The following is a 24,227-nucleotide window of genomic DNA, read 5'->3' as shown; positions in this document are numbered from 1 at the left end:
GGTGACCGCGCCAGCGGGTCTCAAAAAAGCCCTCCCGCGCGCCGGCCTGGCATCACTCCTTCACGGCGCCGGTCAGTGCCGAGACGTAATACTCCACGAAGAACGAGTAGAGGATCACCAGCGGTAGGGAGCCGAGCAGCGCGCCGGCCATCAGCGAGCCCCACTTGTAGACGTCACCATCGACGAACTCGCTGACCACGGCGATCGGCACGGTCTTGTTCTGCGTCGAGGACAGGAAGGTCAGCGCGTAGATGAACTCGTTCCAGCACAGCGTCAGCGAGAAGATCCCGGCCGAGATCAGCCCCGGGAAGGCCAGCGGCAGGACGATCTTGGTCAGGATCTGCCACCGGCTCGCGCCGTCCATCAGCGCGCATTCCTCCAGCTCGTAGGGGATGGTCTTGAAGTAGCCCATCAGCAGCCAGGTCGAGAACGGGATCAGGATCGTCGGATAGGCCAGGATCAGGGCGATCGGCGAATCGAACAGGCCATAGGCCTGGACGATGGTGGCCAGCGGGATGAACAGGATCGAGGGCGGCACCAGGTAGGCGAGGAAGATCGCCGCGCCGACCCAGCCGGCCCCCCGGTAGCGGACCCGCACGCAGGCATAGGCGGCGAGGACGCTGGCAAACAGCGACAGCGCGGTGGCGGCGACCGACACGTACATCGTGTTCCAGAGCCAGCGCGGATATTGCGTCTCGAACAGCAGCTTGTGGATGTGCTTGAACGTCGGATCCACCACCCAGAACGGGTTGTAGTGCTCCATGTCGATCAGTTGTGCGTCTGGTTTGATGGCGGTGAGCGCCATCCAGTAGAACGGGAACAGCAGCACGACGAGGATGACGAGCAGCGGCAGGTAGGTGGTGATCAGCCGCCGGGGCAGGCGGTCGAGATAGGCCATACCCTCCGAATTGTCGGTGAGCCCGGCCGGCGGCCCCGCCAGGACGGGGGCGAGGTGCGGATCGGCATGGGCCGGCGGTGCGGGCGCGCTCATCGGTCGGACTCCCCGGCCTGCCAGGCCCGGCGCTGGAGGCCGAACCACGAGATGCCGATCGCGGCGAGCAGGAACGGCACCATCGCGGTGGCGATCGCCGCCCCCTCCCCCAGCGTCCCCGAGAGGATGCCGCGCTGGTAGGACAGGGTCGCCATGAGGTGCGTGGCGTTGACCGGGCCGCCCCGGGTCATGGCCCAGATCAGCTGGAAATCGGTGAAGGTGAACAGCACCGAGAAGGTCATCACCACGGCGATGATCGGCGTCAGCAGCGGCAGGGTGATCCGCCAGAAGATCTGCCAGTTCGAGGCGCCGTCGAGCGTCGCCGCCTCGTAGAGCGAGGGCGAGACCGTCTGGAGGCCGGCGAGCAGCGTGATCGCGATGAACGGCACCCCGCGCCAGATATTGGCGAAGATCACGCAGGCCCGGGCCATGGCCGGCTCACCGAGAAAGTCGATGTTGCCCTCGATGATCCCGAGATGGCGCAGCGACCACGAGATGATCGAGAACTGGCTGTCGAAGATCCACCAGAACGCGATGGCCGAGAGCACGGTCGGCACCACGAACGGGATCAGCACGATCGACCGGACGATGGCCTTGAACGGCATGTTCTTGTTGAGCAGCAGGGCGAGGTAGAGCCCGACAGCGAACTTCACTACGGAGGCGACCGCCGTGTACAGGCAGGTGTTGAACACCGAGAGCCAGAACACGTCGTCGTCCCAGAGCCACGCGTAGTTCTCCAGGCCGATGAAGACGCCGTCCCGGCCGATCCGTGCATTGGTGAAGGACAGCCAGATGCCCTTCAGGAGCGGGTAGGCCAGGAACAGGCCGAGGATCAGCGCGGTCGGCAGCATGAACCAGAAACCCGCCCAGCCGCGGCTGGCCCGCAGCCGCTGCCAGCCTGAACGGGTCGGGACCGCGACCGGGGCGGGCTGCGTCAGGGCCGTGTGCGCCATGCTTTCGCCTCCGCGCCGGGGGGGGATCAGGTGTTCCGGAAGATGCGCTGGGCGGCCCGCTCGGCGTTGCGGATGGCGCCCTTCACGTCCTCCCGGCCGGTGCAGTGGCTAGCGAACATGTCGACCACCACGAAGTCGGCCAGCACCGCCGCGATGCGCTCGCTCACCGGCGCTTGCCCGCCCGCCGCGAGGGATCGCCGGCCCGCCTCGGCGAAGACCGCGTTCTTCGGGTCGCTCGTCCAGATCGGTTTCTTGGGATAGTTCGACAGCGGCTCGCACAGGTAGCCCTGCGCGGCCTCCAGCCAGGGATTGTAGTTCTGCGCCTCCATCATGAAGGCGATGAAGGCCTTGCAGGCGTTGGGCGCCTTCGAATACTTGAAGGCCAGGATCGGGTAGGCGAGCTGGAACTCGGTCGGCTTGCCCACCGGGCCGACCGGCCAGACTGCGTGGTCCATATCCTCGGCGAGCTTCGGATTGTCCTTCTTGGCAGCGGCGTAGATTGAGATGCCGTTGTTGGTCAGGTACAGATCGCCGGCCAGGAACGCCTTGTTGTTCGACGAATCGTTCCACGACACGGTGCCCGGCACGAAGGTCTCGTACAGGGATTTCACGTATTCGAGCGCCTTGGCAGTCTCGGGCGCATTGATCACGATCTTCTCGTTGGCGTCCACGAGATTGCCGCCATGGGCCCAGAGCGCCCAGTGGCACCACGTGTTGCCGTCGCCGGTGGCGTGGCCGAGGGCGAAGCCAGCCGGGGTGTTGTTCTTCTTCAAGCCCCGGCAGAGGTCGAGAAAGCCCGCGGTATCGGTGGGAAATTTGCTGAACCCGGCCTTGTTCATCGCCGAGATGCGGTAGTTGGGATAGCCGCCGTTGAATGCGACCGGGATGGCGATCCACTGACCCTTGACCTTGCCGTAGGCCTCCGCCGACGGGAACCAGGGGCCGTATTTCTTGGCGAGCGAGGCCGCCACGTCCTCCAGCGGCAGACACTTGTCCGGGAACAGCGCCGGAAACGAGAACAGCCCCCAGACCATGTCGGGCCCCTGCCCGGTATTGGCTGCCACAGAGGCCTTGGGCTGGATGTCGTCGTAGGATTCGTTGCTGACCGTGATCTTGACGCCGGTCGCCTGGGTGAAGGCATCGACCATCTTCAGGAAGGCCTCGTCCTCGCTCGGCACGAAGCGCTTCCAGCGGAGCAGCGACAGGCTGGCCCCGGGCTCGGGCTTCCACTCGGTGCCCTGCGCCCAGGCCTTGGCGAAGCCGAGGAGGTCCCCGCCGGCGGCGAGGCCGGTCGCGGCGGCGCCGGCGAGCAGGGAACGGCGATCGAGAACGGGCATCGGCGGCTTCTCCCTGGGTGATCCTGTCCGGCGGCCGCGCGCGGCGTCCCGCCCTGTCATCCTGTGGGGCTCAGGTCGGTCAGCTCGACAGACGATGCCCGGTCCCGGCGTCGAAGAAATGTACCCGGTTCGGGCGCAGCGAGACGGTCTCCCCCGGCCGTTCGGTGACTCGCTCCCGAAGCACGCAGGTGAGATCCTGGCCGACCGCGCGCACCGCCAGCATGGTCTCCGAGCCGGTGGGCTCCACGACCACCACCTCGGCGGCGATCCCGTCCGGGGCGAGATCGAAATGCTCGGGCCGGACGCCCAGGACGAGCGGCCTGCCCTCCACACCGGCCGGCGCGTCGTCTAGCGGGACCGTCAGGCCCGTATCGGTGACGAAGGTCAGGCGGCCGTTCGCCCGGATCCTCCCGGGCAGGAAGTTCATCGCCGGGGAGCCGATGAAGCCCGCCACGAACAGGTTGTCGGGCCGGTCGTAGAGATCCAGCGGTGCCCCGATCTGCTCGACGATGCCGTCGTGCATCACCACGATCCGGTCGGCCATGGTCATGGCCTCGATCTGATCGTGGGTGACGTAGATGGTCGTGGTCTTCAGCCGCTGGTGGAGCTCCTTGATCTCGGTGCGCATGGCCACGCGCAGCTTCGCGTCCAGATTCGAGAGCGGCTCGTCGAACAGGAACACCTGCGGGTCGCGGACGATCGCCCGCCCCATCGCCACGCGCTGGCGCTGCCCGCCGGAGAGCTGGCGCGGATAGCGGTCGAGCAGATGCGTGAGCCCGAGGATCTGTGCGGCCCTGTTGACCCGCAGGTCGATCTCGGCGGCGGGCGCCTTCCGGATCCGCATCGAGAACGCCATGTTCTCGCGGACCGTGAGGTGCGGATAGAGCGCGTAGTTCTGGAACACCATCGCGATGTCCCGCTCCTTGGGCGGCACATCGTTCACGATCCGCTCGCCGATGCGGATCTCGCCGCCGGAGATGTTTTCGAGTCCGGCGATCATCCGCAGCAGGGTCGATTTCCCGCAGCCCGACGGGCCGACCAGGATCACGAATTCACCGTCCCTTATGTCGACGGACACGCCGTGCAGGACATTCGTCGATCCGAAAGCCTTGCGAACCTCGCGGATTCCCACCGAGGCCATGCTTCCTCCCGATCAGGGCCACTCTGTCGGCGGCTCTATCGCGCCAGTACAGGGGAGCGAGGGCGGGAAAGCAAGCCGTAACCTTCACGATCCCGCAGAATGCCCTGCTTCTGTCAGCCGAGATCCCGAAACCGGTGACGGCCCCGCCGGCGTGAAACGCCCGGCAAGCTCCGGACACCCCCGGGAATGCTAGAGCGGGCGCGGCACGCGCTCGGGGAAAGCCGCGGCCCGTCGTCAGGGGAAAGGCAGCACCATGTCGTCATCCGGTCTCACCGCGCACGCGATCCTGCCCGCGGATGGCTGCCGCGGCGCGCTCGTCGGCCGGGTGTGGCGCCCGGAGGCGCAGGGCCCGAGCGTCGTGGCGATTCGCGCCGGCGCGCCGGGGGAGGCGCGGGTGGTCGACGTCACGGCCCGGCTGCCGACCGTGAGCGACCTGTGCGAAACCCCGGATCCCGCTGCGGCGCTGCGCGGCGCGGCGGGCGAGGATCTCGGCGGCCTCGACGCGATCCTCGCCAACACGCCGCCGGACACCCGCGATCCGGGCCGGCCGTGGCTCCTCGCCCCCGTCGATCTCCAGGCCCTCAAGGCGGCGGGCGTCACCTTCGCCACGTCCATGCTGGAGCGGGTCATCGAGGAGCGGGCCCGCGGCGACCTCGCCGCCGCCGCGGCGATCCGCGCGGAGGTCAAGCGCCTCGTCGGCCGCGACCTGCGCAAGTTGAAGCCCGGCTCGCCGGAGGCGATGGCCCTCAAGGGGGTGCTCGTCGCGCAGGGTGCCTGGAGCCAGTACCTCGAGGTCGGCATCGGGCCGGATGCGGAGATCTTCACCAAGGCGCAGCCGCTCTCGGCGGTGGGCTGCGGCGCGGATGCGGGGCTGCATCCGGACTCGCACTGGAACAACCCCGAGCCGGAAATCGCCCTCGCGGTCGCGTCCGATCAGCGGATCGTCGGGGCGACGCTCGCCAACGACGTCAACCTGCGCGACTTCGAGGGGCGGTCGGCGCTGCTCCTCGGCAAGGCCAAGGACAACAACGCCTCCTGCGCCCTCGGGCCGTTCCTGCGCCTGTTCGACGATACGTTCGACCTCGACAGCGTCCGCCGCACCACCGTCACCCTGGAGGTGACCGGCGCGGACGGGTTCCGCATGGAGGGCACCTCGCCGCTCGCCGAGATCAGCCGCGATCCGGACGAGCTGGTGGCCGCCCTGATGGGGCGCACGCACCATTACCCGGACGGCGCGCTGCTGCTCCTCGGCACGATGTTCGCGCCGATCCAGGACCGGCACGGACCGGGCCTCGGCTTCACCCATGTCGAGAACGACCGGGTCGTGGTGGCGAGCCCGGAACTCGGCAGCCTCGTCAACCGCATGCGCCCGTGCGACGCCTGCGCGCCGTGGACCTTCGGCGCCCGGGCCTTGATGCGCAACCTCGCGGCGCGCGGGTTTCTGTGACAGAGCGACGGGCGGAGCCCCGCCCGACCCGGCGCCCGAGCCTGCCGAGAGGATGCCGATGACGAACGCCGCCCTCCTCGACCGCCTCGCCGCGCTGGTCGGACCGTCCGGCCTCGTCACCGGCGAGGAGCTGCGCGGGCGCTCGGCGAACTGGACGCGGCCGACCGAGCCCTGCGCCGCCCTGGCGCTGGTTCGTCCGCGCAGCACCGCCGAGACCAGCGCGGTCATGGCGGCCTGCCACGCGGCGGGGATCGCGGTGGTGCCGCGGGGCGGCGCCACCGGCCTGGTCGACGGCACCCTCTGCGCGCCCGACGAGATCACCCTCTCGACGGAGCGGATGACCGGCATCGAGCCGGTGGACCCGCTGGGCATGACCGTGGTGGTCGGCACCGGCGCCACCATCGAGAGCGTGCAGGACGCCGCCGCGGCGGGCGGCCTGTTCTTCCCCCTGGATCTCGGTGCCCGCGGCTCGGCGACGATCGGCGGCGCGATCTCCACCAATGCCGGCGGCCTGCGGGTGCTGCGCTACGGCATGACGCGCGAGATGGTGCTGGGCCTCGAAGCCGTGCTGGCTGATGGCACAGTGGTCTCGTCCATGCGCCCGCTGATCAAGAACAACACCGGCCTCGACCTGAAGCAGCTCTTCATCGGCACCGAGGGGACGCTGGGCATCGTCACGCGGGCAGTGCTGCGGCTGCGCCCGGAGCCCGCCGGCTACGCCACGGCGCTGATCGCCTGCCCGGGGGTCGACGACGGCGCCCGGGTGCTGCGTGCGGCCCAGAGCGCCTTCCAGGGTCGGGTCTCGTCCTTCGAGGGGCTGTGGCCCGAATTCTATAAACTGATGACCGCTCCCGGCCGGGCCAAGGCGCCGCTCGGCTACGCGTATCCGTTCTACGCGATCATCGAGGTCGAGTGCGTGCCCGAGGAATGCGACCGCTTCCTCGGCCTGCTGGAGGGCCTGATGGGCGACGGCACGATCCTCGACGCGGCCGTGGCCTCGTCCGAGGAGCAGCGCCGCGGGATGTGGCGCATCCGCGACCGGGTCGAACACCTCAACGCCGACGGGATCGAGCGCGCCTTCGACGTCAGCGTGCCGCTCGCCAAGATGGACGGCTACGTCCGCGGCGCGCTGGACCGCCTCGCCGCGATCCCCGGCTGCCGCGCCGTGGTCTACGGCCATATCGGCGACAACAACCTGCACTGGAACACGACCCGCCTCGACGCCGGCGGCAACGCCTTGATCGACGCCGCGATCTACGCGCCGCTCGCCGAGCTGAACGGCTCGGTCTCGGCGGAGCACGGGATCGGCCTGGAGAAGCGGGGCAAGCTGCCGCTCTCGCGCTCGCCGGAGGAGATCGGCGCGATGCGGCTCATCAAGCGGGCGCTCGATCCGGACAACCGGCTGAATCCGGGCAAGATCTTCTGAAGGCGCTGGCGGTGGCGCGACGACCGCCGGAGCCGGCGGCCAAACCGCTGCGGTTGACTGTGAGGCTGACCCCGCGCGGCGGCCGCGACGCCGTGGAGGGATGGATCCGCGATGCGGATGGCGCGCCCTGCCTCAAGGTGCGCGTCGCGGCCCCGCCCGTCGACGGGGCGGCCAACACGGCCCTCGAACGGCTGATCGCGGATGCCCTCGGGGTCGCGGGCGGCGCAGTCAGGATCGTGGCCGGCCACCAGGGGCGGGTGAAGCGCCTGGATATTGCGGGCATCCATGATGATGCCCTCGCCAGGGCCTTCGGCGAGCCGACATAGGCCGGCGTGCGGCGACGCGACTGCGCCAGGCCGCCGGTCGCAGGCGCCTCGAGCCAATTCTGGCATTCAAGCCCCGGCACCCGGCGGAATGCGTCGCGGTTCGCGCTGACCAGCCGCAGGTTCGAGGCCGGGCATTGGGCGGCAATAAGGAGATCGTTCGGTCCGATCGGCGTGCCCCGCTTCTCCACGACCGCGCGTATCGCGCCGTACTGGTGATCCGCTGGACTTGTCAGGGGCACGATCGGGATCGCCGCGAGGACCGTTCTGGTGCGATCCGCAAGAGCCTTGGACCCTTTCCGCGCAACGCCCTACCGGATCTCGGCCGCCACAACGATGCGCGTGCAGATGTTGGCCGTGCACCCGTCGAGCCTCGCGGCGACCGGGCTGTCACGTCCGCGGTTGATGAGATCCGACAGGATGTCGGTATCGAGCAGATCGTGAATCAGACCGCTCAAAGGACAACGTCCTCGGCGTCGAGATCCGGGATCGCGTCCAACGTGTCTTCGGGCGAACGCGGTTCCAGCGAGGCGATGAGGACCACAAGCCCGAGTCTCGGCCGGAGGACCAGGCTGCCGTCGGCTGGCCGCGAGACCGCCACCTCGTCGCCAGGCCGTTCGAACGCCTTCGGAATCCGAACGGTCGGGCTGCGGTTATTCCTGACCACTTTCGCGATGCGTTCCACCGCCACCTCCCGGCATATGCCGGCGCTCGCGGCCTCGGAAGCGCGCGTCAAGCGCCCCTCAGAACGCCACCTTGTCGCCGCCCTTCAGCGCCAGCATCTCCCGCGCCTCGTCGGGGGACGCGATGGCCAGGCCGAGCCCCTCGATGATCGAGCGGACGCGTCGCACCTGCGCGGCGTTGGTCTCGGCGAGCTTGCCGGGGCCGTCCCACAGGCTGTCCTCCAGCCCGACGCGGACGTTTCCGCCCATCGCGGCCGCCATGGCGGCGATGTTCATCTGGTTGCGGCCCACTCCCAGCACCGACCAGCGGTATTGATCGCCGAACAGCCGGTCGGCGGTGCGCTTCATGTGCATCACGTCGTCGGGATGGGCGCCGATCCCGCCTTGAAGCCCGAACACGGTCTGGATGAACAGCGGCGCCTGTACGAGCCCGCGGTCGAAAAAGTATTTCAGGTTGTAGAGATGGGCCGTATCATAGCACTCGAACTCGAACCTCGTCCCGTTCGGGCCGCAGGTGGTCAGGATGTGCTCGATCTGCCCGAACGTGTTGCGGAAGATGATGTCCTTGTTGCCGAGGTAATCCCGCTCCCATTGGTGCTTCAGGTCCTTGAAGCGATCGAGCATGCCGAACAGGCCGAAATTCATCGAGCCGAGGTTCAGCGAGGCGACCTCGGGCTGGAAGGTCGCGGCCGGGCGCACCCGCTCCTCGATCGACATGGTCGGCGCGCCGCCGGTGGTGATGTTCACCACGCAGGACGAGCGCTGCTTGATCACCGGCAGGAACTTGGCGAAGGCCTCCGGCGACTGGTCCGGCTGGCCGGTCTCCGGGTCGCGGGCATGGAGATGCACGATGGCCGCGCCGGCCTCGGCGGCGCCGATGGCGGCGTCGGCGATCTCCTCGGGGGTCACGGGCAGGTGCGGCGACATGCTGGGCGTGTGGATCGCGCCCGTCACCGCGCAGGTGATGATGACTTTCCGCTGGGTCGCCATTCTCAGTCCCTCTGCTGCATCTTGTGGGCGCGGAGCGCCGCGAGTTTTGCGTCCCGGCGCCCCATGCGGGCGGGCAGGTCGCCGGGCGCCGGCCAATGCGCCAGGATCGCCGCGGTGGCGTCCGCCGCATAGACCGAGGGGGGCGCCGGATCGGCCGCGAGGCGCTTGTAGAAGTCGGTATAGCGGGCGCAGTAATCGGCGATCCCGCCCGGCGCGTTCAGCTCGATGGTCTCGAACGGCCCCATGAAGCTCCAGCGCAGGCCGAGCCCGTCCGAGACGGTCTTGTCGAGGTCCTGCGGGGTCACGTAGCCCTCCGCGGCGAGGCGGAAGGCCTCCGCCAGCAGGGCCCCCTGAAGCCGGTTGAGGATGAAGCCCTCGATCTCCTTGAGCACGGTGATCGGTACCTGGCCGATCGCCTCGTAGACCGCCCGCGCCCGGGCCAGGGCCTCCGGCGCGGTCCAGGGGGCGCCGGAGATCTCCACCAGCGGGATCAGGTGCGGCGGGTTCACCGGATGGCCGATCAGGCAGCGCCCGCGGCCGGGCAACCCTTCCGTGAACAGCGAGCAGCGGATCGCCGAGGAGGACGAGGCGATGACCGCCTCCCCCGGCGCCAGCGCGTCCAGCTCGGCGAACAGGGCCTGCTTCACGTCGAGCCGTTCCGGCCCGTTCTCCTGGACGAAGCCAACGCCGTCGAGGCATTCCGGGAGGGACGCGACGGCCGAGATCCGTCGCCCGGCCGTCTCCGGGGCGGAACAGAGCCCGTGCGCCGCCAGCGTGTGCAGCCCCTCGACGCAGAGCGGGATCGCATGCGGGGCCACGTTGTCGGCGGCATCGAACAGGCGCACGTCCCACCCGGCGCGGGCGAAGATCATCGCCCAGGCCCGCCCGATCAGGCCGGCGCCCACGATCGCAACGCTCTCGGTCATGACAGCCCTCCCAGGACCCCGCCGAACGGCGTTGGCGCGCCACGTGCTGTGATCACAGATCACTATCGGCACCGCGCGGGTTTCGTCTAGTCTCCGATCATGGACTCACCGGCGGCCCTGGCCGATCTCCCGCAGCTGGAACGCCAGACCCTGTCGGGCACCGCCTACGCGGCGCTGTCGGACCTGCTCGCCTCCGGCCGGCTCGCCCCCGGCGACCGGCTGTCCCTGCGCCGGAGTGCGGCGGCGTTCGGCGTCTCGGTGATGCCGGTCCGGGAGGCGGTGAGCCGCCTCGTGGCCGAGGGCGTGCTGGAGGTGTCACCGGCGCGGGCCATCCGGGTGCCGATCATGAGTGCCGGGGCGTTCCGGGCGCTCGCCGAGACACGCATCGCCGTGGAGGGGATCGCGGCGGCTCGATCTGCGGAGCGCCGGACCGAGACCGAACTCGACGCCATTAGGCGAGCCGAGGCGGCGTTCCGGGCCGAGGCCGAATCGCCGCACACCGACTTGTCCAAGGCCGTCCAACGCAATCGCGACCTGCATTTCGCGATCTACGGCGCCTGCGGGCTCGCCCCCCTGCGGGAGATCATCGGCCGCCTCTGGCTGAAGGCGGGCCCGGTCATCAATCTGGACCTGCGCGGCTGCCCGGAGCGGCTGCGCCAGGGCTTCGCGCTCCGGCGGCATGCCGAGGCGCTGGCCGCCATCGCGGCGCGGGACGGCCCGGCGGCCGCCGCCGCCATCGCGGCGGACATCCGCGAGGCGGCTGATTTCATCCTGTCCCGCGGCGGCCTGCGGGACGTGCACGGGGAGGAGTGACCATGGATCTCGGTATCGCCGGCCTGCGGGTTCTGATCACGGCGGGCGCCGCGGGGATCGGGCGGGCGCTCGTCGACGCGTTTCTGGAGGAAGGCGCCCGGGTCTTCGCCTGCGACATCGACCCGGAGGCGCTGGACGGGCTGCCGGCGAATGTCGGCCGCTGCCGCACCGACGTGGCCGACCGGGACGCCGTCGCGGCGATGATGACGGCGGCGGTCGCGCATCTCGGCGGCCTCGATGTGCTCATCAACAATGCCGGCATCGCCGGACCGACCGGCCGGGTGGAGGAGATCGCCCCCGAGGCGTGGGATCAGTGCCTCACCGTGTGCCTGACCAGCCAGTTCAATTGCGCCCGGCTCGCGGTGCCGCATCTGCGGCAGAGCGCCAACGCCTCGATCGTCAACCTGTCCTCGGCCGCCGGCAAGTTCGGCTTCGCCCTGTGCAGCCCCTACGCGGCGGCCAAATGGGGGGTGATCGGCTTCACCAAATCGCTGGCCATCGAACTCGGTGGGGACGGGATCCGGGTGAACGCGATCCTGCCCGGACTCGTCCCGCCAGCTCGCCGACCAGATCCTGCTCCTCTGCTCGCCCCGCGGCCGGACCATCTCGGGCCAGGCGATCTCGATCGATGGTGACACGCGGATGCTGTCCTGAATGCACGACCGCGACGGCCAAAGCCCGCGCCGGAATCGCGCAGGCGCGCGAAGGCGATTCCCGAACGGCTGAATTTTGAATACAATCAGCCGCAGGTGGAATCGAACCACCACGGGAGGACGCGGCCGTGACGGGAACGAGGGCGCAGATCGCGACGGCGCCGCGCGCGGCGGCGCGCCTGGATGCCGGCCTGGCGCGCCGGCTGGCCGAGCAACTGCAGGGTGAGGCGCGCTTCGACGCCTTCACCCGTGGCCGCTACAGCACCGACGCGTCGATCTATCAGATCATGCCGGCGGGCGTGGTTCTGCCGCGTTCGGCGGCCGACATTGCCGCCACCCTGCGGATCGCCGCCGATTACGGCGCGCCGGTGATCCTGCGCGGCGGCGGCACCTCTCAGAACGGCCAGCCGATCGGCTCCGGCCTCGTGGTCGATTGCGCGCGGCATTTCAACGGCGTGCTGGCCTACGATCCGGAGGCCGGCACGATCACGGTCGAGCCCGGCATGGTCCTGGAGCGCTTGAACGCCCGTGTGAAGGCCGACGGATGGTTCTTCCCCGTGGAGCCGTCCACGGCCACCCGCTGCACCATCGGCGGCATGGCCGGCAACAATTCCTGCGGCGCCCGCTCTCTGCGCTACGGCAAGATGAGCGACAACGTCCTCGCCCTGGAGGCGCTGCTGCACGACGGCGAGGCCTTCGGGTTCGGGCTCACCGGCAATGCCGGATCGGGGGTGACCGGTTCGGGCCGGATTCAGGCCCTGGCCGAGCGCATGCGCGCCCTCGCCGACGGGCACCGGGACGAGATCGCGGCGCGCTACCCGAAGGTGCAGCGCCGCGTGGGCGGCTACAATCTCGACGCGCTGGTCGAGGCGCGGCCCAACCTCGCGCACCTGCTGGTGGGGTCCGAGGGGACCCTCGCGGCGACCACCGCGGTGACGCTGAAGCTGTCGCGCCTCCCGGCACACCGGGTGATGGGGGTCTGCCATTTCCCGTCCTTCCGGGCCGCCATGGAGACCACGCGGCATATCGTGGCCCTGGACCCGGTGGCGGTCGAGCTGGTGGACAACAACGTCTTGGTGCTCGGGGCCGACATTCCCCTGTTCCGCACAACCCTGGCCGACATCACCCGGGGCCGGCCGAACTGCCTGCTGCTCACGGAATTCGCCGGCGACGACCGCGCCGCCCTCACCCGCGACCTGAAGCGGCTGACCGCCTGCATGGCCGATCACGGCTATCCGGACGCGGTCGTGGAGGTCGTGGAGCCGGCCCGCCAGAAATCGGTCTGGGAGGTCCGCGAGGCCTGCCTCAACATCATGATGTCGATGAAGGGCGACGCGAAGCCGGTCTCGTTCATCGAGGATTGCGCGGTGCCGCTGGAGCATCTCGCCGATTACACGGACGCGGTCACGGAGGTCTTCACCAAGCACGGCACCCGCGGGACATGGTACGCGCACGCCTCGGTGGGCTGCCTGCACGTGCGCCCGATCCTGAACATGAAGGACGGCGGCGACGTGCGCCGGATGCGCGCCATTGCGGAGGAGACCTCCGAACTGGTGCGCCGGTACAAGGGCTCCTATTCCGGCGAGCACGGCGACGGCATCTCGCGCTCCGAATACATCGCCCCCCTGTTCGGGCCGATCCTGGCCCGGGCCTTCGAGACGGTGAAGGACGATTTCGATCCGGAAAATCGGCTCAATCCCGGCAAGATCGTCCGGCCGCTGATTATGGACGACCGGTCGCTGTTCCGGTTCAAGCCCGACTACGCCGCGACGCAGCCGGTAAAGACCGCCCTCGACTGGTCGGACTGGGGCGGCTTCGGCGCCGCCGTGGAGATGTGCAACAACAACGGGACCTGCCGGAAGCTCGTCGGCGGGGCCATGTGCCCGTCCTATCGGGTGACCCGCGAGGAGCAGCACCTGACCCGGGGCCGCGCCAATTCCCTGCGCCTGGCGATCTCGGGGCAGCTCGGCGCGGACGCCTTCACCAGCCCGGAGATGAAGCGGACCCTCGATCTCTGCGTCTCCTGCAAAGCCTGCCGCCGGGAATGCCCCACCGGCGTCGACATGGCCAAGATGAAGATCGAGTTCCTGCACCATTACCACGCCCGGCACGGGCTGCCGCTGCGCGAGCGCCTGATCGCCCTGATGCCGCTCTACGCCGGGGCCGCCGCCCGGCTCGCGCCGCTCCTCAACCTGCGCGATCGACTCCCCGCGCTCGCCAGGCTGTCGGAGCGGGTGGCCGGGTTGTCGGCCAGGCGCTCGCTGCCGCGCTGGCGCCGGCCCTGGCGCGAGCAGGGCGAGGCCGCCCATCCGGGCGACGTCGCCGGGGACTTCCGCGACGTGATCCTGTTCGGCGACACCTTCAACCGCGCCTTCGAGCGGGAGAATCTGGAGGCCGCCGAGCGCGTGCTGCGGGCCGCGGGCTATCGCCTGCACCGCGTCTTCCCGGCGCGCGGCCGGCGCCCGCTCTGCTGCGGCCGGACCTGGCTCGCCTCCGGCCAGACCGACCGGGCCCGGCAGGAGGCCCGGCGGACCATCGACACGCTGCTACCCTTCGTTCGGGCCGGGGCGCGGGTGGTCGGCCTGGAGCCGTCCTGCCTCCTCACCTTCCGGGACGAATTCGCGACGCTCCTGCCCGGCGCCGACGCGGCCCTGCTGGCCCGGCAATCCGTGCTGGTCGAGGAACTGCTGGCCGCCGATCTCGCCGCCGGGCGGATCGAGCTCCCGCTGGCGCATCAGGGTGGCCGCGTGGCCCATCTGCACGGGCATTGCCACCAGAAGTCCTTCGGCCTGATGGGCTCGGTGGAGACGGTCCTGCGGTCGGTGCCCGGTCTCGACCTGCGGGTGATCGAGTCGAGCTGCTGCGGCATGGCCGGGGCCTTCGGGTACCGGCCGGAATCGATCGAGACGTCCTTTGCCATGGCCGAACTGTCGCTGTTCCCGGCGCTGCGTGCGGCGGCACCGGGCGATCTCGTGGTGGCCGACGGCACGAGCTGCCGACATCAGATCCACGACGGGCTCGGTATTCAGGCGGAACATGTGGTCCGCGTTCTGGATCGAGCGCTCGTGCCTCGACACTGAATTGCCGGACACCTACACATGGACAGCGGGTCGCTCAGACCTGCCCGTGTCGGGGGACCATGAACAAGATCGAACCCGGGATCGGCATCAGCCGCCGTTATCTTCACGACGAAGTGGCGGATCGGATGCGCGAATTGATCCGGTCCGGCGAGATGGAGCCGAAGGCGCGGATCAACGAGGGCGAATTGACGGAGCGCTTCGGCATCTCGCGGACGCCCCTGCGCGAGGCGATCAAGATCCTGGCCACGGAAGGCCTCCTCGAACTGCTCCCGAACCGCGGCGCGCGGGTCGCCAGCATCTCCGACACCGAGCTGGAGGAGATGATGGAGGTGATCGCCGGCCTCGAGGCGACCGCGGGCGACCTGGCCTGCCGCACGATCGGCGATGGCGAGATCGACGCCATCGCGGCCGATCACGAGGCGATGGTGGCGGCCTGGAAGGCGGGCGACGAGGCTGGCTATTTCGGCCACAACCGCCGGATCCACGAAGCCATCATGGCGGCCAGCCGGAACGCGGTGCTGGCGAACATCTACGAGAGCCTGTCGGGCCGGATCCAGCGCTCGCGCTACTCGGCCCATCAGACCCCGGATCAATGGGCCCGCGCGGTCTCCGAGCACGAACGCATGATCGCGCTGCTCCGGACGCGAGACGGCACCGCGCTGGCGACCCTCATGCGCGAACACATCCGGGGCAAGAAGCCGGTGATCGCGGCCAATTACGGGGCGGTCGAGGCCGTCTGACGGCGCCAGGCCGGCGCGCGTCCGGAACGGGCGCCGCGAGGCTGCGAATCGCATGCGGTGCAGGCGCGGTCCGGATCAGGCGGCATTCGGCGCTCGCAGGCCGGCGACGAGATCGGTGAACCGGTCACCCTGCACGAGGACGTGGTTGCGCAACGCCTCGGCAGCCTGCGATGCGTCGCCGGCCACGATGGCGGCCACGATCGCCTCGTGCTCGGCCAGGGATTGCGGCAGGCGCTGACGCACCCGCAGCTGCAGGCGGCGATACGGGGCCAGCCGACGGTGCAGCGACAGCGCCTGATCGGCCAGGAAGGCGTTGTGGCTCGCCCGATACACGACGGTGTGGAACACGTAGTTCTCGGCGTAGTAGGCCTCCGCATCCGCCTTCGCCATGGCGGCACGGCAGCCCGACAGGGCGTCCTGGAGGGCGGTGGCATCGTCGGGGGTGAAGCGCCGGGCCGCGAGCCGTCCGCAGGCCGCCTCGATCTCCGCCATGGTCTCGAACATGGCGAGCAGCAGGTGCGGCTCCGGCGCGCTCACGATCGCGCCCCGGCGCGGCTTCGTCTGGACGAGCCCGGTGACGGCCAGTTGCAGCAGCGCTTCCCGGATCGGCGTGCGCGATACGCCGAACCGCGTCGCGAGCTGATTCTCGTCGAGTCGAGCCCCGAGGGCGAGTTCCCCCGAGACGATCTCGTCCTCGATCCGCTGCTTCAGACGCTGGGCGTGGCTCATCCTTCCGTTTCCCCTCCCCGGCGGAGCAGCCGGACGCGCAACGGCTGCCCAGCGGACGCCGGTAGACGTATGCTTATGGATTGACAAAGTATACATCGATGTTCTTCATGCATACACGGTGTCGTGTTTGTGCGACGCACAAAAACATCGCCGCGATGCTTGCGGTGCGGGAGAGCCACATGACGCTGACTCGTCGTTCGCTGATCGCGACTACTCTTGCGACACCTGCGATCCTGCGGTTCGGCCTGGGATCGGCGCGGGCGGCGACCACGCTGAAGCTGTCGCACCAGTTCCCGGGCGGGACCATCGAGGACGGTGACTTCCGCGACCGCATGTGCCGGAAGTTCGCCCAGACGGTGGCCGAGCGCTCGAAGGGCGCCCTCGAAGTCCAGGTCTATCCCGGGTCGTCGCTGATGAAGACGAACGCCCAGTTCGGCGCGATGCGCAAGGGCGCCCTCGACATGTCGCTGTATCCGAGCCCCTACGCCGGCGGCGAGGTTCCGGAACTGAACATCGGCCTGATGCCGGCCCTCGTGACCTCCTATGCCCAGGCGCTGTCGTGGAAGTCGGCGCCGGTGGGGCGCAAGCTCGCCGAGATCCTCGACGCCAAGGGGATCGTTCTGGTCTCCTGGGTCTGGCAGGCCGGGGGCGTCGCCAGCCGCGAACGGCCCCTCGTCTCGCCGGCCGATGCCAGGGGCATGAAGGTCCGCGGCGGATCGCGGGAGATGGACATGATGATGAAGGAGGCGGGCGCCGCCACCCTCTCCATCCCGTCGAACGAATCCTACGCGGCGATGCAGACCGGGGCCTGCGACGCGGTGATCACCTCCTCGACGAGCCTGATCTCCTTCCGCCTGGAGGAACTGTCCAAGGCCCTGACCTCGGGGCGCGAGCGGTCGTACTGGTTCATGCTCGAACCGATCATGATGTCGAAGATCGTGTTCTCCGGTCTGCCGAAGGACCAGCAGGACCTGATCCTGGCGGTGGGCGGCGAACTCGAAGCCTTCGGGCAGGCGGGCGCCAAGGAGGACGACACCCGCGTCGAGGAGATCTTCTCGAAGGCCGGCGCGAAGGTCTCGCAGCTCGACGAGACCTCGCTCGGCCAGTGGCGCGAATTGGCCAAGACCACCGCCTGGAAGGATTATGCCGGCCGGAACGCCAATTGCGCCGAGCTGCTGAAGCTCGCGGAGCAGGTCGCGTGAGCCACGCTTTCGACGCGGCCACGGCGGGACCGGAGGCGCGCGCCGCCGATGCGCCACGCGTGCCTGGCCTGCTCGGCCTGTTCGACCGCACGATGGGGGTGCTGAACCGGGTCATCCTCGGGCTCGGCGGCCTCTGCCTCGTCGGCGCCTGCCTCGTGCTCACCCACAGCGTCGTCGTCCGCTACCTGCTGAAGGAGCCGACGGAGTGGCAGGACGAGATGGCGGTGTTCCTGATCATCGGGGCCACCTTCCTGTCGGCCGCCGGCGTCCAGGCCAAGCGCGGACACGTGGCGATCGAGGCGCTGACCGGCCTGCTGTCGCCGGCGGTCAACCGGGTCCGGCTGCTGTTCGCCGACATGGTCAGCCTCGCCTTCTGCCTGTTCTTCGCCTGGAAGAGCTGGTCGCTCGACCACGAGGCCTGGGTCGACGGCCAGACCTCACAATCGACCTGGGGTCCGCCGCTCTGGATCCCCTACACCCTCATGGCGGTCGGCATGAGTCTCCTGTGCCTGCAACTGGCGCTCCAGATCGCCGAGGCCCTGGCCTACGGCCCGCGGGCCGCCGGATGGGCCAAGCCCAAGATCGGTCTCGGGGCCGACATCAACCGTGACATGCACGACGCCCCCGCCGTCTCACCCCGGGGGCCCGATCCGATGGGGCAGACGGTGACCGCGAAGGTCGAGCGATGAGCACGGCGGCGATCGGCGTCCTCTACGCGGGCGCCACCCTCGGGGCGATGCTCGCGGGCATCCCCATCGCGTTCGCGCTGGGCTTCGTCGCCCTCGCCTTCATGGTGGCGTTCATGCCGGGCGCCTCCCTCGATACGGTGGCGCAGAACGTCTACGAGGAGATGGCCTCCATCACCCTGCTGTCGATCCCGCTGTTCATCCTCAAGGGCGCGGCGATCGGACGGTCCCGGGCCGGCCAGGATCTCTACTCGGCGATGCATGCCTGGATGCACCGCATCCCCGGCGGCCTCGGCATCGCCAACGTCTTCGCCTGCGCGCTGTTCGCCGCCATGGCGGGCTCGAGCCCGGCCACCTGCTCGGCGATCGGCTCGGCGGGCATCCCGGAGATGCGCAAGCGCGGCTACTCGCCGGGCTTCGCCGCCGGGATCATCGCGGCCGGCGGCACCCTCGGGATCCTGCTTCCGCCCTCGATCACCATGATCCTGTACGCGGTCGCCTCCGAGCAGTCGCTCGGCCGCCTGTTCCTGGCCGGGATCGGGCCGGGGCTGCTGCTCGTGAGCCTGTTCGCGGCGTGGGCGATGGTCCGCTTCCGCTCGGAATACGCGGCGGCCAAGACGGCCCTGGAGCGCGGCAGACCGGCCTCCCCGATCCTGGCGGACGACCAGTACAGCATGGCGCAGCGCTTCTCGACGCTGCCCCGGGTGCTGCCCTTCGTGATCCTGCTGACCGGCGTGATGGTGGCCCTCTACGGCGGCTACGCCACGCCCTCGGAGACGGCGGGCCTCGGCGGATTGCTGGCGCTCGCGCTGATCGCCGCGATCTACGGCGTCTGGCGGTTCCGGGACGTCAGCCCGATCCTGATCGCGACGCTGCGCGAATCGACCATGCTGATGCTGATCATCGGCATGTCGCTGCTCTACGCCTACGTGATGAGCTACCTGCACATCTCGCAATCGGCGGCGTCGGCGATCGTCGCCATGCAGCTGTCGCCGTGGCTGCTGCTGGTCACGATCCTGGCGCTGGTGATCGTGCTCGGCTTCTTCCTACCGCCGGTCTCGATCATCCTGATGACCGCGCCGATCATTCTGCCGCCGCTGAAGGCCGCGGGCTTCGACCTCGTGTGGTTCGGCGTGGTGATGACCATCACCATGGAGATGGGTCTGATCCACCCGCCGGTGGGGCTCAACATCTTCGTCATCAAGAACATCGCCCCGGACATCCCGCTCTCGGACATCATCTGGGGCACCCTGCCCTTCGTGTTGCTGATGGCGGTGGCGATCCTGATCCTGTGCCTGGTGCCGGGCATCGCCCTGTGGCTGCCGGACTGGCTCCTCGCCAGCACGCATTAGCGCGACGGCCGTCCGAGGGCAGACCCACACGATCCGCGGCGGCCTTGATGCTGCGGATCGCGGGCGGCCTCATGGCCGCGGCCGTTTGGGTCGATGACCAGCAGCGGTATGGGTGATCGGCGACTTGTGAGGGTCACACGTCGTGTCGCGACGTGACGCGGCTTTGCGGTGACATCCGGGCCGCAAAGCCGATCCATCGCGGCGATCGGCCAGAGCGGATGGTCAAGGATAGCGTTGCCGCAGAGAGGCCAGATCTGGCCAAAAGTCGGCGGCGAGCCACGCGACAGCATCGATCGGGTGAGCCACGGCAAGCGAAACCCCATCGACCCGCTCGTGGAGCAGGACGAAGAGCTGGCGGGTGATCCCATTCGTCCGGGTGACAAGCTGCGTCTCACGGCGTTCGGAATCCTTTGTCAGAAAGTCCGCCAGATTATCGGTGACCAAAAGATCCACGCGATCAACCATGCAGAAGGCCAGCACGCCCGCATCCTCGCGATCCCTCATGGCGAGTTGATCGCGCCCGGCCGTGAGCAAGGCCGGATCGAGCGTCTCCGGGCCGACCCGCATCAGTCCGTCGATCGCCTGGGGAAACCCTTCGGCAAGGTGGTCCGGCAATCCGAGCCGCTTCAATACGTGTTCCAGGGTGCCGAGCATTTCCTGCGACACCATCAGTTGAAGTGGGATGGTCCCTGCGGCGCCGGCCTGAACCATCGCGACGAGGCGCATAGGCACCGTGCCGACGCGGCCTTGTTGGAGAGCCAGCAGGTAGGCGATCCAGACATTCACATCCAGGCAGACACGCAGAACCGCGCGCCGCGGTTCTCGACCGCCGGCGGCAGAACCGGCGCCTGCCGTCACGTCCTGGCGGTTGCGAGCGCGGTGGCCACCTCAAGCATCTCAAGGTCGCTCATGGCTTCGGTGCCCGGCGCCAGCGGCCCGGCGGCAGCGATCAGACCGGCAATGCGCTCGAAATCCCGGCGTGCGGTCTCGGCCCGCATGACAGCCTCCGGCACGTGCTTCCGCCCGGCGGTCTTGCGCTCGCCAGTCTTGGTCGATCGGGCACGGGGGAACGTGGAGACCGCCATCGCCAAAGGGCCGCTTCTCGGTGCGCCTCTCTAACTTAGCCTCACGCCGCGCCACCTTCAACTTATTGGTGGCGGCGGCGCCATGCTCAGCGCCCGGTCCAGGCCGGGGAGCGCTTGCCGAGAAAGGCCTCCATGCCCTCGCGGAAATCCTGGCTCATGTAGCACATCAGGATCAGGTCATCGCCCGGATGCGGCGCCCCGTCGGCGGCGGGTTCCTCCTCGGCGAGCCGGCGCAGCCCCTCCTTGGTGGCCTGCATGGTCAGCGGCGCGTGCCCGGCCAGCAGCTGCGCCAGGGTATCGACCCGCTCGGTGAGCGCCGTGCGGTCGTCGACCACCTCGCCCACGAGGCCGATAGCCAGGGCCTCCTCGGCCCCGACGAGGCGGGCGGTGAAGATGATGTCCTTGACCCGGGCCGGTCCGATCAGCCCGGAGAGCCGCTTGAGGTTGCCCAGGCTGAGGCAATTGCCCAGCGTCCGGGCGATCGGGAAGCCGAAGCGGGCGTCCCGGGTGGCGATCCGCAGGTCGCAGGCCGCCGCGATGGCGGCCCCTCCCCCGGTGCAGGCCCCGGCGATCGCCGCGATGGTCGGCACGCGCAGGCGCTCCAGGGTGCCGAGCACCCGGTCCATGAACCGCTCGTAGCCCAGCGCGTCCTCGGCGATGGTGAAGCTGCGGAACTGGGCGATGTCGGTGCCGGCCGCGAAGGCCTTGTCGCCGGCGCCGGTGATGATCAGCGCCTTGACGGCCGGGTCCGCGGAGATCGCTTCGCAGCAGGTGATCAGGCCCTGGTACATCGCGAAGGTCATCGCGTTGCGGGCCTGGGGCCGGTTCAGCACGATCCGGGCGATGCCGGCCTCGTCCGTGGTGAACAGAAGCTCGTCGGTGGCGGGCGTGGCATTCATCGCTGATCCTCCGGGTCGCCGGCTCAAGCCACGGTCTCGCGAACCACGCCCCGGTCGATCAGGCCGTCGATCTCGGAGGCGGTATAACCGGCCTCCGCCAGGATCGCCCGGGAATGCTCGCCGAGCAACGGCGCCGGGCCGTGGACTCGGCCAGGGGTCTCCGAAAACTTCACCGGCAGGCCCAGCGTCTTCATACGCCCGACCCGCGGGTGATCGACCTCGACCACCATGGCGCGGGCCAGCGTCTGCGGATCCCGGTGCATGGCGTTGACGTCGAGCACCGGACCGGCCGGGACGCCGCCGGCCTCCAGGCGTGCCAGCCAGACCTCCGAGGTTTCCGCGGAAAATATCGGCGCGAGCGTGGCGGCGAGGTCGTGGCGGTTCGCCATCCGGTCCCGGTTGAGGGCGAAGCGCGGATCCTCGGCCAGGGACTCGGCGCCGATCGCCTTGAGGAGGCGCAGCCAGTTGGTCTGGTTGGCCGCCCCGATGGTGATCCAGCCATCCGCGGTCTCGAAGGCCTCGTAGGGCGCGTTCAGGGGATGGGCCGAGCCCATCGGCCCGGGGGCGATCCCGGTGGCCATGGCGATGGCCGACTGCCAGTAGGTATGGGTGATCCCGGCCTCGAACAGCGAGGTATCGACCGCCTGCCCCTGCCCGGTCCGGAGCCGGTTGACGTAGGCCGCGAGCACGCCCATCGCGGCCAGGATCCCGGCGGTGATGTCGGTCACCGGCGGCCCGCACTTCATCGGCGGCCGGCCCGGGCCCTCCCCGGTCACCGACATCAGCCCGCTCATGCCCTGGGCGACGAGATCGAACCCGGCGCGGTCGGCGTAGGGTCCCGTGCGGCCGAAGCCCGAGAGCGAGCAGTAGACGAGCGCCGGAAAGTCCTGCCGCAGGGTCTCGTAGCCGAGGCCGAGGCGCTCCATGGTGCCGCCGCGATAGTTCTCGATCAGCGCGTCCGCACCCCCGAGCAGGCGGCGCAGGACAGCCACCCCGTCCGGGTCCTTCAGGTCCAGGCTGATCCCGCGCTTGCCGCGGTTCATCATCATGTAGGCGGCGCTCTCGCCCTCCAGGGCGGGCGGGACGGTGCGGCGGGTATCGTCGCCGTCCATCTTCTCGACCTTGATCACCTCCGCGCCCATGTCGGCGAGCATCAGCCCGCAGACCGGGCCGGCCATGATATGCGCGAGTTCGATGACCCGCATGCCGGCGAGCGGGCCGGACCGTCCATCAGGCGCCATCATCGGATCCTACTCCGCGGCCGTCACGGTCGCTACGGGCGCGACCGGCCCGGTGGCGGGCTCGGCGAATTCCCGCTCGGGATGCATCGTGAAGGCGAGACCGGCGCCGAGCAGGCACAGGCCGATCGAACCGATGAACGGCAGGGTCCAACTCCCCGTCAGATCGACGATGAGGCCGAAGACGATCGGCGAGACGATCGCCGCCACGGCCGAGCCGGTGTTCATGAGGCCGCTCGCCGTGCCGGCATATTTCGGCGCGATGTCCATGGGTACCGACCAGATCGGCCCGATCACGAGTTCGGCGAAGAAGAAGCCCGAGGACAGGAGCAGGGCGACCAGGGTAAGGTCCCGGGTGAGGAACACGCCCGCGAGGCTCGCGGCGGCGCCGAGGAAGCCGACCACGATCACCGACAGCCGGGCGAGCTTCACCTTGCCGGTACGGTGCAGGATCCAGTCGCTCATCACGCCGCCGACCGTATCGCCGATGACGCCGGCGAAGAACACGCCCGAGGCGAACAGGGCCGAGTTCTTCAGGTCGAGGCTGTAATTCTCCTTGAAGAAGCTCGGCAGCCAGCCGAGGAATAGCCACAGGGTCCAGCCGTAGCAGAAATACGTGACCGTCACCGGCAGCATGCGCCGGGTCAGGGCGCCCCAGGGCACGGATTGCTTGGCGCCGACCTTGCGGGGCGGGGGCAGCGTGTCGAGTTCCGCGCGGGTGATCGCGGGATGGTCCGAGGGATCGTCGCGGAAATAGAGGTACCAGATCGCCACCCAGATGAAGCTGGCGGCGCCGAGGATCACGAAGCTCGTCCGCCAACCGAAGTGATAGATCAGGAAGGCGACGATCGGGGGCGCCACCGCGTTGCCGAGGCGGCTGAAGGCGTGAGTGATCCCCTGCGCGAAGCCGCGCCGGCCGGGCGCCGTCCAATTCTGCATGGCGCGTGTGGCGGTCGGGAAGGTCGCGCCCTCACCGAAGCCCAGAAGCACCCGCGCCAGGAACAGGCTGAGGACACCGCCGACGAGGCCGGTCAGGATGGTGGCCACCGCCCAGATGACACCGCAGGCCAGCAACGTGCGCCGGGCGCCGAACTTGTCGCCGACCGAACCGCCGATCACCTGGAAGATCGCGTAGGGATACGCGAAGGCCGAGAGGATAAAGCCGAAATCGGTCTTCGACATGCCGAAATCGCGCATGATCTCGGCGCCGGCGGTCGCGATGTTCACCCGGTCCAGGTAGGTGATGAAATACATCACGCACAGCAAGCCGAGCACGCCGTTCGTGGCGCTGATGCGCTTCGACATCGACCGTCCCTCCACAGATGGCGCCGCGTCTCGCGGTCGCCCGGCGCCTTGGCCGCAGGGCCGGACGCTCTCTCGTAATGCATTATTCAAACGCGTTACGCCGGGGAAGGCAACGCCGAAACATCCTCTGAGCGAGCCAATCTCCACAGTTGCGCAGAAACGGCGGTGTTGCCGCCCAAGGAGGGCCACGCGGCATCGGCCTGAGGGAGAGGCGCCGGCTCTCGGAAA

General features: G+C 69.3%; 23 protein-coding genes and 2 pseudogenes. 10 read left to right on the top strand and 15 right to left on the bottom strand.

What is annotated here, in order from left to right:
* Positions 1–52: 52 nt before the first annotated feature.
* The 4 genes from MKK69_RS30630 to MKK69_RS30615 form a co-directional block, all read right to left on the bottom strand.
* Positions 53–991, bottom strand: a complete 939-nt coding sequence (locus MKK69_RS30630; protein WP_409564921.1) for a carbohydrate ABC transporter permease — start codon at positions 989–991, stop codon at positions 53–55.
* Entirely contained in the window at positions 988–1,944 is a 957-nt protein-coding gene (locus MKK69_RS30625) for a carbohydrate ABC transporter permease (RefSeq protein ID WP_243973938.1), read from the bottom strand. Before MKK69_RS30625 ends, MKK69_RS30630 begins: the two co-directional genes overlap by 4 nt.
* Before the next feature lie 26 nt (positions 1,945–1,970).
* Positions 1,971–3,281 (bottom strand): ABC transporter substrate-binding protein, encoded by a 1,311-nt coding sequence (locus MKK69_RS30620; RefSeq protein ID WP_243973937.1) that lies wholly within the window; start codon positions 3,279–3,281, stop codon positions 1,971–1,973.
* Between the two features lie 79 nt (positions 3,282–3,360).
* Entirely contained in the window at positions 3,361–4,422 is a 1,062-nt protein-coding gene (locus MKK69_RS30615) for an ABC transporter ATP-binding protein (RefSeq protein WP_243973936.1), read from the bottom strand.
* Between the two features lie 253 nt (positions 4,423–4,675).
* Here MKK69_RS30615 and MKK69_RS30610 point away from each other — a divergent pair, with 253 nt between their 5' ends.
* From MKK69_RS30610 to MKK69_RS30600, 3 genes are read left to right on the top strand one after another with little or no spacing between them, the layout of a single operon-like run.
* Positions 4,676–5,869, top strand: a complete 1,194-nt coding sequence (locus MKK69_RS30610; RefSeq protein ID WP_243973935.1) for a fumarylacetoacetate hydrolase family protein — start codon at positions 4,676–4,678, stop codon at positions 5,867–5,869.
* A 58-nt stretch (positions 5,870–5,927) separates the two neighbouring features.
* Positions 5,928–7,295 carry an FAD-binding oxidoreductase gene (locus MKK69_RS30605; RefSeq protein ID WP_243973934.1) on the top strand — a complete coding sequence of 456 codons (1,368 nt, stop codon included), beginning with the start codon at positions 5,928–5,930 and terminating at the stop codon, positions 7,293–7,295.
* An 11-nt stretch (positions 7,296–7,306) separates the two neighbouring features.
* Positions 7,307–7,621 carry a DUF167 domain-containing protein gene (locus MKK69_RS30600; protein WP_409564920.1) on the top strand — a complete coding sequence of 105 codons (315 nt, stop codon included), beginning with the start codon at positions 7,307–7,309 and terminating at the stop codon, positions 7,619–7,621.
* Positions 7,622–7,704: 83 nt separating this feature from the next.
* On the opposite strand, the pseudogene MKK69_RS31465 reads toward MKK69_RS30600, so the two are convergent.
* The 5 genes and pseudogenes from MKK69_RS31465 to MKK69_RS30580 form a co-directional block, all read right to left on the bottom strand.
* Positions 7,705–7,902 (bottom strand): annotated as a pseudogene (locus tag MKK69_RS31465) (PIN domain-containing protein); the annotation flags it as partial.
* 27 nt (positions 7,903–7,929) lie between these two features.
* A complete protein-coding gene (locus MKK69_RS30595; protein WP_243973933.1) occupies positions 7,930–8,076 on the bottom strand; it encodes a hypothetical protein in 147 nt (48 codons plus the stop codon).
* Positions 8,073–8,303, bottom strand: a complete 231-nt coding sequence (locus MKK69_RS30590) for an antitoxin (protein ID WP_243973932.1) — start codon at positions 8,301–8,303, stop codon at positions 8,073–8,075. The genes MKK69_RS30595 and MKK69_RS30590 overlap by 4 nt, the downstream gene beginning before the upstream one ends.
* 58 nt (positions 8,304–8,361) lie before the next feature.
* Entirely contained in the window at positions 8,362–9,291 is a 930-nt protein-coding gene (locus tag MKK69_RS30585; protein ID WP_243973931.1) for a 3-keto-5-aminohexanoate cleavage protein, read from the bottom strand.
* Positions 9,292–9,293: 2 nt separating this feature from the next.
* Complete coding sequence (locus MKK69_RS30580) at positions 9,294–10,217, bottom strand: 3-hydroxyacyl-CoA dehydrogenase (RefSeq protein ID WP_243973930.1); 924 nt, start codon at positions 10,215–10,217, stop codon at positions 9,294–9,296.
* 99 nt (positions 10,218–10,316) lie between these two features.
* Between MKK69_RS30580 and MKK69_RS30575 the strand changes: the two genes are divergently transcribed.
* The 4 genes and pseudogenes from MKK69_RS30575 (at position 10,317) to MKK69_RS30560 (ending at position 15,503) form a co-directional block, all read left to right on the top strand.
* A complete protein-coding gene (locus tag MKK69_RS30575) occupies positions 10,317–11,030 on the top strand; it encodes a GntR family transcriptional regulator (protein ID WP_243973929.1) in 714 nt (237 codons plus the stop codon).
* Between the two features lie 2 nt (positions 11,031–11,032).
* Positions 11,033–11,684 (top strand): annotated as a pseudogene (locus MKK69_RS30570) (SDR family oxidoreductase).
* A gap of 127 nt (positions 11,685–11,811) precedes the next feature.
* Positions 11,812–14,763 carry an FAD-binding and (Fe-S)-binding domain-containing protein gene (locus MKK69_RS30565; RefSeq protein WP_243973927.1) on the top strand — a complete coding sequence of 984 codons (2,952 nt, stop codon included), beginning with the start codon at positions 11,812–11,814 and terminating at the stop codon, positions 14,761–14,763.
* Between the two features lie 59 nt (positions 14,764–14,822).
* Positions 14,823–15,503, top strand: a complete 681-nt coding sequence (locus MKK69_RS30560) for a GntR family transcriptional regulator (protein WP_243973926.1) — start codon at positions 14,823–14,825, stop codon at positions 15,501–15,503.
* A 75-nt stretch (positions 15,504–15,578) separates the two neighbouring features.
* Here the strand turns inward: MKK69_RS30560 and MKK69_RS30555 are convergent, their stop codons facing one another.
* On the bottom strand, positions 15,579–16,232 hold the full coding sequence (locus MKK69_RS30555) for a GntR family transcriptional regulator (protein ID WP_243973925.1): 654 nt from the start codon (positions 16,230–16,232) through the stop codon (positions 15,579–15,581).
* Positions 16,233–16,411: 179 nt separating this feature from the next.
* Between MKK69_RS30555 and dctP the strand changes: the two genes are divergently transcribed.
* Genes dctP through MKK69_RS30540 form a run of 3 tightly spaced genes read left to right on the top strand, consistent with a single transcriptional unit; the run spans position 16,412 to position 19,472 of the window.
* Positions 16,412–17,434, top strand: a complete 1,023-nt coding sequence (gene dctP / locus MKK69_RS30550; protein WP_243973924.1) for a TRAP transporter substrate-binding protein DctP — start codon at positions 16,412–16,414, stop codon at positions 17,432–17,434.
* Entirely contained in the window at positions 17,431–18,123 is a 693-nt protein-coding gene (locus MKK69_RS30545) for a TRAP transporter small permease (RefSeq protein WP_243973923.1), read from the top strand. The genes dctP and MKK69_RS30545 overlap by 4 nt, the downstream gene beginning before the upstream one ends.
* The gene (locus MKK69_RS30540) at positions 18,120–19,472 is read left to right on the top strand and encodes a TRAP transporter large permease (RefSeq protein ID WP_243973922.1); all 1,353 of its coding nucleotides are present in this window, start codon (positions 18,120–18,122) and stop codon (positions 19,470–19,472) included. The genes MKK69_RS30545 and MKK69_RS30540 overlap by 4 nt, the downstream gene beginning before the upstream one ends.
* A gap of 222 nt (positions 19,473–19,694) precedes the next feature.
* Here the strand turns inward: MKK69_RS30540 and MKK69_RS30535 are convergent, their stop codons facing one another.
* The 5 genes from MKK69_RS30535 to MKK69_RS30515 form a co-directional block, all read right to left on the bottom strand.
* The gene (locus MKK69_RS30535; protein ID WP_243973921.1) at positions 19,695–20,330 is read right to left on the bottom strand and encodes a PIN domain-containing protein; all 636 of its coding nucleotides are present in this window, start codon (positions 20,328–20,330) and stop codon (positions 19,695–19,697) included.
* On the bottom strand, positions 20,327–20,470 hold the full coding sequence (locus MKK69_RS30530; protein WP_243973920.1) for a hypothetical protein: 144 nt from the start codon (positions 20,468–20,470) through the stop codon (positions 20,327–20,329). Before MKK69_RS30530 ends, MKK69_RS30535 begins: the two co-directional genes overlap by 4 nt.
* A gap of 173 nt (positions 20,471–20,643) precedes the next feature.
* Positions 20,644–21,456 (bottom strand): enoyl-CoA hydratase/isomerase family protein, encoded by an 813-nt coding sequence (locus MKK69_RS30525; protein ID WP_243973919.1) that lies wholly within the window; start codon positions 21,454–21,456, stop codon positions 20,644–20,646.
* Between the two features lie 23 nt (positions 21,457–21,479).
* Complete coding sequence (locus MKK69_RS30520) at positions 21,480–22,700, bottom strand: CaiB/BaiF CoA transferase family protein (RefSeq protein ID WP_409564919.1); 1,221 nt, start codon at positions 22,698–22,700, stop codon at positions 21,480–21,482.
* A gap of 6 nt (positions 22,701–22,706) precedes the next feature.
* Entirely contained in the window at positions 22,707–23,999 is a 1,293-nt protein-coding gene (locus MKK69_RS30515) for an MFS transporter (protein ID WP_243973918.1), read from the bottom strand.
* Positions 24,000–24,227 lie beyond the last annotated feature (228 nt).

Source organism: Methylobacterium sp. J-026 (assembly GCF_022829585.1).
GTDB lineage: Bacteria > Pseudomonadota > Alphaproteobacteria > Rhizobiales > Beijerinckiaceae > Methylobacterium.
The sequence above is the reverse complement of the archived record's forward strand: the minus strand, read 5'-3'. Positions and strand labels throughout refer to the sequence as shown.

What these genes read in the sequence shown, in the direction of transcription:
- MKK69_RS30630 (WP_409564921.1), bottom strand. Translation starts at nt 991, where the DNA reads ATGAGCGCGCCCGCACCGCCGGCCCATGCCGATCCGCACCTCGCCCCC.
- MKK69_RS30625 (WP_243973938.1), bottom strand. Translation starts at nt 1,944, where the DNA reads ATGGCGCACACGGCCCTGACGCAGCCCGCCCCGGTCGCGGTCCCGACC.
- MKK69_RS30620 (WP_243973937.1), bottom strand. Translation starts at nt 3,281, where the DNA reads ATGCCCGTTCTCGATCGCCGTTCCCTGCTCGCCGGCGCCGCCGCGACC.
- MKK69_RS30615 (WP_243973936.1), bottom strand. Translation starts at nt 4,422, where the DNA reads ATGGCCTCGGTGGGAATCCGCGAGGTTCGCAAGGCTTTCGGATCGACG.
- MKK69_RS30610 (WP_243973935.1), top strand. Translation starts at nt 4,676, where the DNA reads ATGTCGTCATCCGGTCTCACCGCGCACGCGATCCTGCCCGCGGATGGC.
- MKK69_RS30605 (WP_243973934.1), top strand. Translation starts at nt 5,928, where the DNA reads ATGACGAACGCCGCCCTCCTCGACCGCCTCGCCGCGCTGGTCGGACCG.
- MKK69_RS30585 (WP_243973931.1), bottom strand. Translation starts at nt 9,291, where the DNA reads ATGGCGACCCAGCGGAAAGTCATCATCACCTGCGCGGTGACGGGCGCG.
- MKK69_RS30580 (WP_243973930.1), bottom strand. Translation starts at nt 10,217, where the DNA reads ATGACCGAGAGCGTTGCGATCGTGGGCGCCGGCCTGATCGGGCGGGCC.
- MKK69_RS30575 (WP_243973929.1), top strand. Translation starts at nt 10,317, where the DNA reads ATGGACTCACCGGCGGCCCTGGCCGATCTCCCGCAGCTGGAACGCCAG.
- MKK69_RS30560 (WP_243973926.1), top strand. Translation starts at nt 14,823, where the DNA reads ATGAACAAGATCGAACCCGGGATCGGCATCAGCCGCCGTTATCTTCAC.
- MKK69_RS30555 (WP_243973925.1), bottom strand. Translation starts at nt 16,232, where the DNA reads ATGAGCCACGCCCAGCGTCTGAAGCAGCGGATCGAGGACGAGATCGTC.
- dctP (WP_243973924.1), top strand. Translation starts at nt 16,412, where the DNA reads ATGACGCTGACTCGTCGTTCGCTGATCGCGACTACTCTTGCGACACCT.
- MKK69_RS30540 (WP_243973922.1), top strand. Translation starts at nt 18,120, where the DNA reads ATGAGCACGGCGGCGATCGGCGTCCTCTACGCGGGCGCCACCCTCGGG.
- MKK69_RS30530 (WP_243973920.1), bottom strand. Translation starts at nt 20,470, where the DNA reads ATGCGGGCCGAGACCGCACGCCGGGATTTCGAGCGCATTGCCGGTCTG.
- MKK69_RS30525 (WP_243973919.1), bottom strand. Translation starts at nt 21,456, where the DNA reads ATGAATGCCACGCCCGCCACCGACGAGCTTCTGTTCACCACGGACGAG.
- MKK69_RS30520 (WP_409564919.1), bottom strand. Translation starts at nt 22,700, where the DNA reads ATGATGGCGCCTGATGGACGGTCCGGCCCGCTCGCCGGCATGCGGGTC.
- MKK69_RS30515 (WP_243973918.1), bottom strand. Translation starts at nt 23,999, where the DNA reads ATGTCGAAGCGCATCAGCGCCACGAACGGCGTGCTCGGCTTGCTGTGC.